At 52.0% G+C, this 14127-nt stretch carries 14 protein-coding genes; 6 read left to right on the top strand and 8 right to left on the bottom strand.

The annotated features are described in order from the left end of the window. Positions 1–107: 107 nt before the first annotated feature. Genes OJ965_RS01470 through OJ965_RS01455 form a run of 4 tightly spaced genes read right to left on the bottom strand, consistent with a single transcriptional unit; the run spans position 108 to position 3161 of the window. Positions 108–749 (bottom strand): DUF1109 domain-containing protein, encoded by a 642-nt coding sequence (locus OJ965_RS01470; protein WP_265135354.1) that lies wholly within the window; start codon positions 747–749, stop codon positions 108–110. Next, positions 736–1290 carry a sigma-70 family RNA polymerase sigma factor gene (locus tag OJ965_RS01465; RefSeq protein ID WP_140029191.1) on the bottom strand — a complete coding sequence of 185 codons (555 nt, stop codon included), beginning with the start codon at positions 1288–1290 and terminating at the stop codon, positions 736–738. The genes OJ965_RS01470 and OJ965_RS01465 overlap by 14 nt, the downstream gene beginning before the upstream one ends. A gap of 47 nt (positions 1291–1337) precedes the next feature. After that, positions 1338–2579: a protein-disulfide reductase DsbD family protein gene (locus OJ965_RS01460; protein WP_046102650.1), complete on the bottom strand. Its 1242-nt coding sequence runs from the start codon at positions 2577–2579 to the stop codon at positions 1338–1340. A 24-nt stretch (positions 2580–2603) separates the two neighbouring features. Next, a complete protein-coding gene (locus OJ965_RS01455) occupies positions 2604–3161 on the bottom strand; it encodes a peroxiredoxin (RefSeq protein WP_265135353.1) in 558 nt (185 codons plus the stop codon). Positions 3162–3529: 368 nt separating this feature from the next. Between OJ965_RS01455 and OJ965_RS01450 the strand changes: the two genes are divergently transcribed. Then, positions 3530–4738, top strand: coding sequence for an aldose 1-epimerase family protein (locus OJ965_RS01450; RefSeq protein ID WP_265135352.1), 1209 nt, complete (start codon positions 3530–3532; stop codon positions 4736–4738). Between the two features lie 318 nt (positions 4739–5056). Next, positions 5057–6028 (top strand): alpha/beta hydrolase family protein, encoded by a 972-nt coding sequence (locus OJ965_RS01445; RefSeq protein WP_338117905.1) that lies wholly within the window; start codon positions 5057–5059, stop codon positions 6026–6028. Here OJ965_RS01445 and OJ965_RS01440 read toward each other — a convergent pair. Both OJ965_RS01440 and OJ965_RS01435 read right to left on the bottom strand, forming a co-directional pair. Further along, entirely contained in the window at positions 5934–6965 is a 1032-nt protein-coding gene (locus tag OJ965_RS01440; protein WP_265135350.1) for a helix-turn-helix domain-containing protein, read from the bottom strand. The two genes, OJ965_RS01445 and OJ965_RS01440, sit on opposite strands and share 95 nt — an antisense overlap. 121 nt (positions 6966–7086) lie before the next feature. Beyond that, on the bottom strand, positions 7087–7605 hold the full coding sequence (locus tag OJ965_RS01435; RefSeq protein ID WP_265135591.1) for a GrpB family protein: 519 nt from the start codon (positions 7603–7605) through the stop codon (positions 7087–7089). Between the two features lie 553 nt (positions 7606–8158). On the opposite strand from OJ965_RS01435, the gene OJ965_RS01430 reads away from it, so the two are divergent. Continuing rightward, positions 8159–9202 carry a hypothetical protein gene (locus tag OJ965_RS01430; RefSeq protein ID WP_265135349.1) on the top strand — a complete coding sequence of 348 codons (1044 nt, stop codon included), beginning with the start codon at positions 8159–8161 and terminating at the stop codon, positions 9200–9202. Between the two features lie 167 nt (positions 9203–9369). Beyond that, complete coding sequence (locus OJ965_RS01425; RefSeq protein ID WP_265135348.1) at positions 9370–9792, top strand: hypothetical protein; 423 nt, start codon at positions 9370–9372, stop codon at positions 9790–9792. A gap of 574 nt (positions 9793–10366) precedes the next feature. Here OJ965_RS01425 and OJ965_RS01420 read toward each other — a convergent pair. Together OJ965_RS01420 and OJ965_RS01415 are read right to left on the bottom strand one after the other, a co-directional pair. Beyond that, positions 10367–10762 (bottom strand): hypothetical protein, encoded by a 396-nt coding sequence (locus OJ965_RS01420; protein WP_009092987.1) that lies wholly within the window; start codon positions 10760–10762, stop codon positions 10367–10369. A 3-nt stretch (positions 10763–10765) separates the two neighbouring features. Beyond that, positions 10766–12139 carry an MFS transporter gene (locus tag OJ965_RS01415; protein WP_265135347.1) on the bottom strand — a complete coding sequence of 458 codons (1374 nt, stop codon included), beginning with the start codon at positions 12137–12139 and terminating at the stop codon, positions 10766–10768. Between the two features lie 124 nt (positions 12140–12263). Between OJ965_RS01415 and OJ965_RS01410 the strand changes: the two genes are divergently transcribed. Together OJ965_RS01410 and OJ965_RS01405 are read left to right on the top strand one after the other, a co-directional pair. After that, entirely contained in the window at positions 12264–13172 is a 909-nt protein-coding gene (locus tag OJ965_RS01410; protein WP_265135346.1) for a LysR family transcriptional regulator, read from the top strand. Positions 13173–13338: 166 nt separating this feature from the next. Further along, a complete protein-coding gene (locus tag OJ965_RS01405) occupies positions 13339–14109 on the top strand; it encodes an ABC transporter substrate-binding protein (RefSeq protein ID WP_058958086.1) in 771 nt (256 codons plus the stop codon). Positions 14110–14127: the final 18 nt, after the last annotated feature.

The raw sequence follows: 14127 nt of genomic DNA, 5'->3' as shown, positions 1-14127 counted from the left end.
CCAAAGCCTGAGTTTTGGCAGCCTCCGCGCCGGATTTGTTGTTAACACGGAGAGCGGGGGTGGTCAGCGCGGGGTGAAGTGGCTGCAGAGTGTGAACGCCGTCGCGGTTACCTCTCCAGCCTGACCCAGCGGCGGCCCGCCAGCACCGTCAGAGCCACGATGGTCAGGCCTGCGGCCAGATGCATGGAGAAGTCGATGGCATGCAGGTGGGTTTCATGGCATAGCGACAGCAGCATAGATGAGGTGAATGCGCTGCTGCAGCCGGTCAGGGCCAGACTGCGCGCCGGATGGAGTGATCGGGTGCGCTGCAGGGCAACCACAGAGATTAGCATCATCGGCACACTGGCAGAGAGCATAAACAGATAGCAGTGTATCCCTTCACCAAACCGGCCAGCACCCGCTGGCGGTTCCGACGATGACATGTTAATCAGATTCAGCGCCAGCCAGATTGCCATCAGCACCGCCGAACCGCGCAGGCTGAGAGGTTTCCTGCCCGCAATGCTCAGTGTAAAGGCCGCCGCCAGCATGTTGCCCGCGATGATAAGTGAGAGCACCAGGCCAGCAAGCGCCAGTAACGCGCCGGGCTGTGACCAGTCTGTCTGCCTGGTGTGAAATGCCCAGCTGCTCAGCGCACCGCACGGCAGGGCCAGCGCGATCCAGCCCGCCACGCGCCAGGGTGTTGGCCACACCCGTCGTACCGGCTGCGCAGAGGCGCTGAGCTGATTGATTAACTGGTCATGATTTTTCATGATGACCCCGTCCATATTTACGAAGATTAACCATTGCGCGATGCAACAGGGATTTAACCGCAGAGAGCGACTGATGCGTTTCAGCGGCCGCCTGCGCCAGGCTCTGCTCACGCAGATGTACGGATTCAACAATTTCCCGCTGACGCAGCGGAAGGGTGTCCAGATAACCCGAGAGGATATCGGCATCGGCGGCGGTGTCAGCCCCTGCAGCAGGCTGGCGTTGCAGCACCTCCTCATCCTGGACTTCCTGACGTCGGCCATGCTGACGCAGCGCATCAATGGTCCGGGCAGCGGTGATAGCCGCTACCCAGGGAAGGATAGGCCGCTGCGGATCGTAGGTATGCCGCACCCGGTGGATCGCCAGCAGCGTCTCCTGAATCACATCCTCAACCAGGGCCTCGTCGCGGATTTTTTTGCACACCAGTGCCCGGATGGCCGGAACCATCGCTTTCAGTAACTGGTTATAGGCCGCTCTGTCGCCCGCCTGTGCGCGTGCCATCAGCGCTGGCCACTGCTGTGCGCGCCGATCAGTTTCTGGCATCGGACATCAGCCGGTCAGCGCCCCAGGCGCCTGTTGGTTCAGTCGTTTCAGGTTTTCTTTCCTTTTTCCGTCGCCTTATCCAGCGCTGATATGACAATCCCCGGCGTCAGCACCTGTGGCAGCACTTCCGGTTTCCCCCCGTCAGCCGGGTAGACCACGTAGAGCGGAAGTCCGCCACGACCGAAGTCGCTGAGTGCCTGTTCCACATCAGGATTGTACTGGGTAGAGTCCGCCACCATGTAGATCGTACTGGTGCGCGCCATCGCGGCTTTTACCGCCTGCGTCGACAGCGAGGTGCGGTCGTTGACCTGACAGGTGATACACCAGGAGGCCGTGAAGTTCACTAGAATGGGCTTGCCCTGGCCTTTGATCGCGTCAACGTTTTGCGGTGACCAGGCAACGGCAGCGGCCGCCTGTGAGGCGGTATCTGTGTCGGCAGGCGCGGCGGCAAAACTATTGAGGTTCATCAAAGGCACCACGACCAGCGCGAGGAAAAACGCGGTGGCGACATGCAGCATCCCGTGACGCTGACCCATCATACGGCGTTTCTGCGCCATGCCATACAGCCACGCTGCAAAACTCAGCAGCAGGCAGCAGGCCAGGATCGCGGCCAGAGCGGCTGAGCCTGCCTGACGTTCCAGCACCCAGATCAACCAGCCCACCGCGCCGAGCATCGGGAAGGCCAGGCCCTGTTTGAGCGTGTTCATCCAGGCGCCCGGTTTTGGCAGAATCCGCGCCAGCACCGGAAAAAAGGAGATCAGGGTGAAGGGGGCAGCGAAGCCCAGCGCCAGCGCGATAAAGATCACCAGGCTGACCAGCGGGGGCTGCGTCAGCGCGTAGCCTACTGCGCTCGCCATAAAAGGTGCGCTACAGGGTGTGGCGACGATAATAGCCAGCGCGCCGGTCAGTGCCGACCCCACCAGACCACCGCGGTCGCTTCCCACGCCGCCAACCCGCTGTATCGACAGCCCGACTTCAAACAGTCCGAGCAGGTTCAGCGCCGAACCCAGCATCACCAGAATCAGGGCAGCAATGACCAGTGGCGATTGCAGCTGAAAGCCCCAGCCCACCGATGCACCGCCTGCCCGTGCCAGCAGCAGTACCGCCGTCAGGGCGACCATGGTCACCACGACGCCCAGCAGAAACGCCACGCCCTCCGCTCTGGCGTGCGAAGGGGTAGCGTGATGGCGGATCAGGCTCAGCGCTTTCAGTGAAATCACCGGAAACACGCAGGGCATGAGGTTCAGTATAATGCCGCCCAGAAAGGCGGCTGCAATCGCAGTCAGCATGGTTTACCTGCTCAGATGATGAAGTTATGCCGGGTTGGCCTGACGATATTTCTTAACGGCATCCATGGCTTTCTGGATATGCGCGTCAGGGTTTTTATCGGTGTAGCTCAGCAGGATTTTCCCATCGGGCGCGATGACGTAAGAGGTGCGGTCTGACACCTTCTGCCCCTTCATCTCCATCGTGCTCTTATACTCTGCGGCCACTTTCGCACCCGGATCGGCGGCAACGGTAAACTTGTCACGGCACTCAAGCTGAGAGAACTTCGCAATCTGATCGGTGTTACCCGCGGTCACGCCAATGACGGTCGTACCCAGTTTACTGAACTCGTCGGTCGCTTCAGCAAAATCGTGCGCTTCCAGCGTACAGCCCGCACTGAAGGCCGCAGGGAAAAAGTAGAGCACAACCGGGCCTTTTTTCAGGGCCTGTTGCAGTGAAAAGGTGGTGGATTTACCCGCCAGGGCCGCATCCAGTTTAAAATCTGGCGCTTTCTCTCCAGCCTGTAATGCCGCAAAGGCGGAGGTTGCCGGAACACTCAGGGCCAGCAGCGTCGCGACAGCCAGGGTTTTCAGGGTCTTTTTCATTGGCTTTACTCTCTCTCCATTGACGATCAGACGGGGTTGTCTGACGTCCCTGTAAACAGGTTCGTTCAAAAACGGAAAAAGTTGCGGCGTCTGAAAATTTTTTTATCGTTTTTTTAATCGACTGTTATCTGCCGGTTATGCGAACAGTGCGTGTTACACGCTGAATCGAGTAAAGCCAGGCCTGTTCAGTTTCACAAAATCCGTCGTGATTATTCATTTCCGGACGCTTTTTATGTGATTCAGTCCGCATTACTGTCGCTAAAACAGAGCCATTTCACGTCAGGTGAGCATCGTCACGTTTCTTTTAACCTTCAGTCAGTAAATTTTACTTATGTTATGAAAAAACGATTCAGCTAACGGAGCGATGAATGAAGATTAAACTGGCGTTAACGGTACTGGCGGTGCTGGTTTCAGGTTCTGCTGCGGCAAAAACCTGGGTGCTGACGAGTGCTGAACAGGGCACGGAGCAGGGAAACTGGCAGATTTCCAGCGCTGAGCTGAAGTTGCAGGGTAAACCGTTCAGCATCGAACAGAAAGTGCTCCACGGCGGTAAGCAGGAGGGCAGTAAGATCCTGACGATTCGCAGTCAGGATGGCCTGACCATTACGCTGAGTCCGACCCGCGGGATGAATCTGTTGCGCGTGGAAGGATTTGGTTCCCGTATGGGCTGGGATTCTCCCGTGAAAGAGGTGGTCAACCCGGCTTACATCAATCTTGAAAGCCGTAATGGCCTGGGCTGGCTGGATGGCTTTAATGAGATGATGGTGCGCTGCGGCTATGAATGGACCGGTCATCCGGTGACGGACGAAGGGCGCATCTATACGCTGCACGGCAAAGCCGGTAACACACCTGTCTCTCAGCTGGAAGTTGAAGTGGCTGATGCGGCACCCCATGAGATCCGCATTCGGGGTCTGATTAAAGAGAGCACCTTTAAGAAAGCCGATTTGCAGACCCTGACCGAACTGCGCTATGTGCCGGGCAGTAACAGCTTCAGCCTGCATGATGTGCTGACCAACCATGCTGACTATCCGCATGACTATCAGATCATCTATCACAGCAACTTCGGCACGCCGATTCTGGAAGAGGGCGCACGCTTCCTGGCACCGATGTCCGGTATCAGTCCGTTCAACGACTATGCCAAAGCCGGATTAAAAGAGTGGCAGAACTATAAAGGTCCGACCAAAGATTTTGATGAGATGGTGTTTAACATCAAGCCGCTGTCGGACAGCAATCACCAGACCGTTGCCGCAGTCATCAATAAAGCCGGGACAGGCGGTGCCTCAATTCAGTTTGATACCCGCCAGCTGCCGCTGCTAACCCTGTGGAAAAATACCGACACCCTGAAACAGGGTTATGTCACCGGCATTGAACCCGGTACCAGTTATGCCTATCCGGTGACGATTGAACGTGAGCAGAAGCGCGTGAAGCAGCTGCAGCCGGGTGCCAGCACCGCGTTTGATCTGACTTACACCCTGCTGCACAGCAGCGAGCAGGTCAGTGACGTAGAGAAACGCATCAGAAGCATTCAGGGCGAGACGAAGATTGACGAGAGCGAGACGCCGATCGCGAAAGAGTAACGCCCCCTGCTGTCCCGACGCTGCCGATGGGCACGTCGGGATCTTCCTTCTGAATCGGGTCACGTCATGAGGCTGTTGAGGGTCTGAAAGCGCGAAAAACCACGCAGCCGGTAAAAATCAGGACCTGGATCGTGTTTGAGGACGCGCTGAAACCCTGCAGCGGATTATTACTGTGCCTTCACTCATTACAGCAGGGCATCACTCATGGTCAGAACACGCCTTATCGCGTTATCCCTTTTATTTTTCTGTGCAGGAGGACAGGCAGCGCCGGGATTCCGGCAGGTGGAGTTATCAGACTCAGCGGGAAGTCCTCTCAGTGTGGCCATCTGGTATCCGGCAATCCAGCAAGGGAAGAGAGAAACGGTCGGAGAAAATGCCGCTTTTGTCGGGATCAGCGTGATCCCTGATGCCTCCCCGATACCTGGCAGGCATCCTCTCGTTGTGATTTCACATGGCTACAACGGAAGCTGGAGAAATCTCTCCTGGCTGGCAGCCGCCCTGGCCGCGCAGGGATACATTGTCGCCGCTCCCGATCATCCCGGTACGACGACGTTCGATCAGAATCCTGACGCGGCCAAAAAACTGTGGCGGCGCCCCCGTGAACTCTCGCGGGTAATTGATTTCATCAGCCTCCATTCCGATCTTGCTGGCGCTGCGGACACCACACGAATCGCGGCTATCGGGCACTCGCTTGGCGGATGGACGGTGCTTTCACTGGCCGGAGCGCGTTTCGACCCTTCGCTTTTCCTGAGCAACTGTCAGCGATTTCCACGTCGTGGTGACTGCAGGCTGACAAATAAGCTGGGAATGAATGAGGTGGCCGCACAGGATCGCTTCTCTGATCTTCGTGATAGCAGGATCGGTGCCGTGGTTTCACTCGATGCGGGTTTAGCGCCGGGTTTTACTTCCCAAAGTCTCACCCGAATGACGCTGCCCATTCTTATCCTGGCGGCGGGTAATGACAGCCTGGGAGAGCTACCCGCGGCGCAGGAGTCTGCCTATATTGCGGATAACCTGCCTGCATCTCTGCACCATTACCGCATCGTTAAGGGGGCTACGCATTTCAGTTTTATGCAGTTATGCAAACCGGGTGGCGAGAAGCTTATAGATGAAGCTTCTCCCGGTGACGGCATCGTGTGTCAGGATGATCGGGGCGCTGACCGCAGAGCACTGCATCAGCAACTGACGAGTCAAATCACGCTTTTTCTGCAGTCAGCCCTGAATTATCCCGCGCCTGCTGACGATACGCCCCCGGCGACGTTCCGGAAAGCCGCAGGAATTCACGATTAAAATTAGACTTCGTCATAAAGCCTGATTCCATCATGATGTGCGTCACGGGCAGAGCGGTGTTAATCAGCAACGCTTTTGCCCGTTCAATCCTGAATCCATTAATCCACTGTGAAACATTGCACTGTCTGACCGAGTTAACGGCGGCAGAAACATGGCGGGCAGGTATGCCGGTTTTCCTCGCCAGCAGCGCCAGTGTCACATCCGGATTCAGGTAGAGTTCATCCTCACGAACCTGCTTTTCCAGCTTACTGTATAAGGCGGTCAACTCAGCCGTCCCGGCTCTCTCTTTATCTCTGTTCTGCTCCTGACCGGGGGCTGACCCGATGAGCGTGGGCGGATTGATGAGTCTGAAGATAAGCGTTCCCACCAGAGGCAGCAGCGCAAATTGCGTAACTGCCACGATCGAGGTGGCATATTTCCCCCCGCTGAAGCCGAAGTCGACAGCAATCAGAAGGTCAGTCAGCGCAGAGGAGCAGAGAAAGAAACCCGCAAACAGCGCGAGCCTGTCAGAGTGAGAAATCTCACCCGGTCGCAGAGAGTGAAAGGGGGGCTTTCCCGTCGCTCTGAAAAGAGCCACGCCATAACTGAAAAACAGTATGCCCAGCACGACATCTGTAGCCGGCGCCCACAGCAGTCGGATCAGTAGTGACAAAACGACGGGTACAAATAGCATCAGCACATAGCGCTTCTGCCTGTGCTCGCCGGGCGGCACGAAACTGCTCCATGCAATAGCGGGCAGAAAATTGGCCATGACTGACTGCAGGTTTCTCAGTAGATCGGAGTGAAACTCCCAGCGCAGCGTATTGGTTAATATCAGGATGAAGCTGGCAAAAAGAAAACGCAGTGCGCCATTATGGCGCGCGCCTGCTGTGCAGAGGGCCGCGATCAGCAAAAGCAGAGCAATCAGCGTAATGACGGGAAAGGGCACCGAGAGCATAGAGGCATAACCAGAACAGGAATTTTACTGAATGATTACATAAATGTCAGAGGGTTGTCTTCTCTGCCGGAAGTCAGTCACCGGATTGACCAGATGCATGCTTATTTAACATAACGGCGCGTCACGACTGACTGTTCATGGCACGCAGCGCCATCCGCAGATGGTGTTCTATAAAATCGGTCTTGAGCGCGCTGTAACGCTGGCTGTCATTGCGGCACAGTGAAGCTGCCGCCTGTTTAAGCTCAGCGTAATCATCAGCAACCCGTCTGTTTTCTCTCAGGTAATCACGAAAGGCAAGATGCCGCAAAATCTCTTTATCTCCCGCCGCGAACGCATGCAGATGATGACTGCGCTGATCGCCTCCCTTAGTGAAATATCTGCGTCCGGCAATGCCCGATTCACCGCGCGCAAGATATCCGGCGCGGCTCAATGCAGGGGAACAGGTATCCAGTGCATTGATGTCAGTCACTTCCAGCAGGATATCAATGATGGGTTTGGCCGCAAGTCCGGGTACTGACGTACTGCCGATATGATGAAGGCCGATAACCGCGCCATTCAGTAATGTTTTTAGCATGACACTTTCGGCCGCAAACAGTGCAGGCCATTGATTATCGTAGGGCACAACAACAACGGTTCGCATAGTGGTGTGCTCGCTGAATTTGCTCATTTAAACTATGTTAGGTAAGTATTCAGTTCATAAAGCAAATGCGCCGCATAAAATTTTTTAAATGGAAATTGCTAATTTAGAAACCAACTAATTTACATATAAGTCAATGAATTAAAATAGAATGTTCTTCTTATGGGAATTTAATGTCAGCTTATTTTAATCCAGTTCATGGGCTATTACCTTTCGTAATCGCATAGCCAGTATCATAAATTTTTAGGGTTTATCTGTTTGCCTTCTTGAGAAATTTATGAATTACGTTAATGTATAGATACATCAACAATACTTAACCAGAACTGATATCGCTAAGGGCGGCAGCGTTGCCAAGGCAGGCTTGTTTTATCTGAGGGGTATCAGTCTGGTTAGAGGACTGTTGAGATCTATGTTGGACGAGCGGGGGTGAAGCGAGTACTAGTGGCATGTTGGTGCAGTTTGTAAGACTTACAAGGCATTATAACCCTTACTATTTTGCTCTGATAGGGTTAAAAATAATTCTGATTGGTAAGATTATTTTTAAAAGGGATAGTATATGTATAATGAATATATGTATCAGGAAGCAATTGAAAATATCAAGTATCAAGCTCAAAAAATAACATACCTCGCTAATAGTTTTAATTCTTCACTTACAGATGCTATTAATCTTTTTTTAAAACTTGGAAGCAATAATGTTAATCCAATCGATAATGATGTGTTTTTTAAATCTCAAGTTAATGCAGATTCATTGTTGAATGCATATGCGTCATTGATAGATTATTATTATATCGCCATTGCAACTAAGATGAATGCCCCTTTAGATGTTATTAATAGCGTTCAATATAAGAAGATCACTAACGAGTTAATTACAAAGAAAGAGTCATGGAGTAAATATCTACAACGTTTAAAACCAATTCTTGAAGAGAAGTTTGAGCCTAAAAACGACATATGGAATGAGTTTTATTTTATGTGGGGTGATGTTTTTAAAGAAGAGCTGGTTAAATGGAGGGTGCTTAAGTCTGAAGATCCTGCATTCTTAGAATTGACGAAAAAAAATGGGAAGATTGACATTCTTCCCAACGAGGCCATTCAGGAATATTACCGTCTTACGCATTTCCTTTACTGCAATAGAACAGGTTTTGGCCATAAGTATAATATTTTTTTGGAACTTAATAACTACTTGAAACACAATAGATATCCATTAGTTAAGTATGAGGCACAGAGCCTTAAAGATGGTGACTATGCTTATGCATTTTATACTATACATAAGAATGAGGTTCATTTATTAAAGGCTGGTATTATACGAACTTTCGCTGAGATTGATTTTGATACTCTAAAAGAGGCATTGAAGCATTGTTATGAGAACAGAGGGGTGCTATCTAGCCTGGAGATGGAAATTGGTTTACCCATTATCAATGTCGATCGGGTTAATGGTTATGAATCGGATTCATGTCTATATTTTCAATTGGGTGGGGTTCTGATGTCAAGGAGCGTGGATTCTATATCGGTTAACGTCCATAGCCTTTTTCCAGTCTCTGGCTCGTTACTTCGAGAAATAAGCAATGCTCTTGGCTGCAAGTTGATACCAGATATAAAGTAATTCAACTGACAATATGTTAGACGCAAGATGTGCAACCGCTAGGGTCATCTATCTGACGTTTGGCCAGTGTAACCTTTCTGAGGTTGAATATTTCAATATAATGAAAGCCGGTGATTATAAGCAGTAATAAATTGGTGTATTTTAATTGATAATAGGAAAATTAGCTTATGTTCAGAGAGAATTTATTAATCATTCTAGCCGCATCAGCCTTTTCTGTACCAACGATGGCGGCAGGCGATCCACTTCAAGGCAAAGTTCAGGATTATTGTAGCAAGGTCAGTTCCATTATTTTACAGGCCGCGGCTGATTATAATCATCAACTGAATAATGTAGTGAAACCAGAAGACGCAAAAATCAGTGTCACGCAAAAAGTGAAGGGTTCTGAGGAATATATTAGTGCATCTCCGGCCGTAAAAGCTGAGATGGACAGGGCGGTAAGTAGTAGTACTGACTACACCGAACACTCCAGAATGATGGCCGAACAAGATAAGATCCACGAGCCTTATATCGGTATGCATGCATGGACATGGGCTTATCAAAATGTTACGCCATTCACAGCTTGGTGTAATTATAACCATATACAGGGTTGATTTTCTTCAAATTGGTATCCCCGCATTTCCTTCCCCGTGAACACACCACGCTGAAGTGCGGGTATTTGTGTAAATATTCTTGCAAAGAAAGCAATAACTTAGCATATCAGTGTAAGTTACATGATATTCTATGTGGCTGTTAAATAACTGTACTCTGAACCCAACGCATGAAACGAGGAGTGTTTTTGAAAACACAACGTATTGATTTATCTATGTGTGGATGTAAACGGTGAAGTAAAGGAACTTAGTAGGGAATTTAAATTATGTCGGGCGAGTATCCAGCTTATAAGATGAATGTACCATATCTATTTTTTAAATGAACTTTATTAATGTGCGGTTCAATTCACTTCAAAATAACTTCATGAACTAACAGAAAATCCGCTTGTTATGAACATAATGGTTATATCTAGAGCTGGTCATTTTTAAGGCCGCACTGACGGCCTTTTCAGTCATCAAAGATAGGGATGATAATATCTTGAATGAAATACTTGCCGAATTAAGCCGCTCGTTATTGTATCAGAAAGCCTCACATTTAACATAAGATAGATTGTGCGCATTTAGCAGCCATCTGATTTTATGCCTGCGGCAACGCTGTCTCGTGCAGATGGCGCCATCGTATATTGCCATCATCCTCTGATTCAAACACCACCGTAGAAAAACGGAGTGTGGCGCTTTGTCCGGGAAGCTGCTGCCACTCTTTATAGACGACGGTGGCAGATTTTTCGCCTTCAGCAATGACCTGCATATCGCCGATATCAATGTTCAGACCCGGTCTTGCCCCGCGCTGCGTGCGGAAAAAAGTGTTCAGAGCAGCAAAGTCCATCACGGCGCCGCCCGGTGTCACCATGGAGAACGCAGGACTAAAACGGCCCAGCAGTTTCTCGCAAACGTCATCGTGAGCCGCTTCATCGCCGAGCCAGCGGCTGATCAGCGTATGGGCATCCAGAACTTCCTGACAGTAACGGTTCATTTTTCACTCCTCATTAAGTGTACTGACAACCTTTTGATTTGAAATACGAAAACAGCACAGCACAGGGATGACAGCGCTGCATGCCGCTATAACAAAACAGAGATGATAAGCGCGCATCACCGGGAAGCCTGTATTCACCAGCAGGTTAAACAGCAGGCTGACCAGTGTGACACCCAGGCAAAAACTGAGTTGCCGGTTGATATTCCATATGGCACTGGCATCAGCCAGATCGTTATGGGTGATTTGAATAAATGCAGAACTCTGAGCCGTGCTGCTACACAAGCTGCCACCCAATCCCATCAACGTGAATGCGATGACAAAAACAACGGCATCTGCTGGCTGGTCTGTCATTGCCAGCATGCCAATGCCTGCGGCCTGCACCAGACATCCAGCGATAAACAGCGGGCGCGGTCCCCAGAGGTTAAATCGCCTGCCGGTCAGACTGATGGCGGCAAAGGAAGCCAGTGACCATGGCAGCATCAGTGCGCCCGCAAAGCCTGCATGCATAGCAAGCTGGTTTTGCAGATAGAGCATGGTGAGCATACTGACCCCGGTGAACACCCCGGGTATGAACTGATAAATCAGCATGGCGGTCTGCAGAAGCGGCTCCCTGACAAGGTGCAGGTTAATCAGGGGATGGCGCTTTCCCAGCGCGTTCTTCACGTAGCCAGCCAGCGTTATCACACCCATAAGCAGCATCCCGGCCCCCTGAGCAAAGCGGTCAGCTTCACCCAGCGCGGTCAGTCCGAGAAGGATCAGCGTGAGTGCGGTACAGCTGCTGATTAAACCCACCAGGTCCAGAGCTTCAGATGATTCCTCCGCCCTCTCTGCTTTCAGCCAGCATGCCGCCAGGACAAACGCCACACACGCGAGTGGCAGGCTGCTCAGGAACACCCAGCGCCAGCTCAGACTCTCCACCAGCACACCCCCCAACAGAGGCGAAAGTGCAGGTGCGAGCAAAGCTACCAGCATGACGGCAGACGATAACTTTGCGCGTTCACTGCTCCTGTAGAGCTGATAAGTCATCGTCTGACCCAGGGGGATCAACAGCCCACCACCGAGACCCTGGATGAAACGCCACAGGATGAGCTGAGCCATTGAGGTTGATGCGCCTGTGCCACAGGTGCCAGCCATAAAAACCAGCAGTGAAAGCATAAACAGGCGTCTGGACCCTATACGTCTGGCCAGCCAGCCACTCAGCGGGATGACCAGTGTCAGACCCAGGATGTAACCATTACTTATCCAAGCCAGCTGGCTCACCGGTGCATCAAACTGTCTGCCGATCTCAGGGTATGCCACATTGGCGATAAACATATTCACTAAGTCGACGAAAAAACCCAGCAGATAGAGGCTGGCCACGCGCCCGCGATAACTCATATTTTTTCCGGCGTAGAGAACAGGAGGCACGCAGTATAGGGGGAGCCAGAATGGGGATAAATTCACTGCCGCTTGTTACACTGTCAAAATTGTTTTGACAATGGTTTCATCCAAAGGAAGCACAATGATCAATATGCAGCGGCTGGGAATCTTCGTCGCCGTCGTCGGGGCTGGCAGTTTTACCGGGGCCGCTCAGACGCTCGGACTGACACGGGCCGTCGTGAGCTTCAACATCAAACAGCTTGAAGAAGAGCTGGGTGTCTCGTTACTCGTCAGAAGCACCCGACGTGTTTCAGCCACCGATACCGGCGAACGATTTTATCATCGCTGCCTTCAGCTGCTTCAGGATGCGGAAAGCGTGCTGGAGGATGTTCGCGGCGACCACACAGGGTTAAGCGGCTCACTCAGGATTACGACTACCCCTGAGTATGGTGCGCGCGTCATTGTGCCAGCCCTGGCTGCGTTTGCGGAAAAACATCCTCAACTGCGAATACAGCATGTGTCATCGTCTCAGACCGATGACCTTATTGCCGGGCGCTTTGATGTGGCGATACGACTGGGTCATCTTGCCGATTCGACTCATCATGCGCGACGCCTCGATCAGTTTGCGATTTATGCGGTCGCAGCGCCCTCTTACCTCAACACCCTGGCTCACTCCGCCATCCAGAATCCCGAACAGCTCGCGTCAGCAACATGGATAGCGCACAGTCGTCTGTCGACGCCCTTAAGCTGGCAGATAGTGACCCCGGACGGAGAGAGTGTGCTTCCCAGTGCCCGTCACCCCGCCAGGATTGTCGCCGACAGCGCCTCATCTTTACGGGCTTTTGCGTTATCAGGGGCAGGTGTGGCGATCCTGCCTGAGTGGCTTGTCGCAGATGACATTGCGAATGGCGGATTAGTGCGCTTGCTGCCCGATCATCACTTTCCGCAGCAGGGGATTTATGCGCTCTACCCCAATACGCGCCATGTGCCTGAGAAAGTTCGATCGTTTATCGATTTCCTGCATCAGCGGCTCACGTCCCTCAGAGGATAAATGCCCGTAATTAAGCAAAAGTTAATACCGCATAAAAACCCGCTAACCCCTTTATTACTATAAGATTTTGCTCTGGTTCAGTGCGGTTATTCGCTGGTGATGAGAGAACCCCCATGCTATTAAATCTGAGGTCACTATGACATTCACCTGATTCCGGGAAATAAACATGAAAAAGAACGTCTCTCTCGCGTTACTGTTTTCGCTCACCGCTTTCTCACAGGTGGCTCTGGCGCAGCAGACGCTGCGCTTCGGGGTTGACCCGACATTCCCCCCCTTTGAATCTAAGGCGGCAGATGGGTCGCTTCAGGGTTTTGACATCGATATTGGTAATGCCATCTGTGCGCAGGCAAAGGTGAAGTGTCAGTGGGTGCAGATGGGATTCGACAGCAGCATCCCTGCCCTTCAGGCGAAGAAATTTGATGCCATCCTGTCAGCGATGTCGATGACCGATAAGCGTCGCCAGCAGGTGGCTTTCAGTGACATGCTCTATAACACCCCCAGTGCGTTACTGGCACCGGCGGCCAGTAATCTGACGACCGACGTTGCCTCACTGCGCGGCAAGACGATCGGGGTGGCTCAGGGCACCATTCAGGAAACGTACGCCAAAACTAAATGGGAAGGCCAGGGCGTGAAAGTCATCTCTTACCCTAATCAGATGGAGGTCTATCCCGATCTGGTTGCCGGGCGTCTCGATGGCAGCCTGGCCAACGCGGTCTCCGCTGAGCAGGGATTTCTCACCACTCAGGAAGGCAAACCCTACGCCATTAAAGGCACCCTGGTGGATAAAGCGATATTTGGCGATGGTGTGGGTATCGCGTTACGCAAGGGCGATGATGCTAACCTGAAGATGATCAACGCGGCGCTGGCGGAGCTTCATCACAACGGCACCTACGACCAGCTGACCAGAAAGTACTTCAGATTCAGGGTTTACCCGTGACGGTCCCGCGCGACGATT

The sequence above is a fragment of the Pantoea anthophila genome (assembly GCF_026104315.1).
In the GTDB taxonomy this organism is placed as follows: Bacteria; Pseudomonadota; Gammaproteobacteria; order Enterobacterales; family Enterobacteriaceae; genus Pantoea; species Pantoea anthophila.
This window is presented reverse-complemented; position numbering and strand designations above follow the sequence as displayed.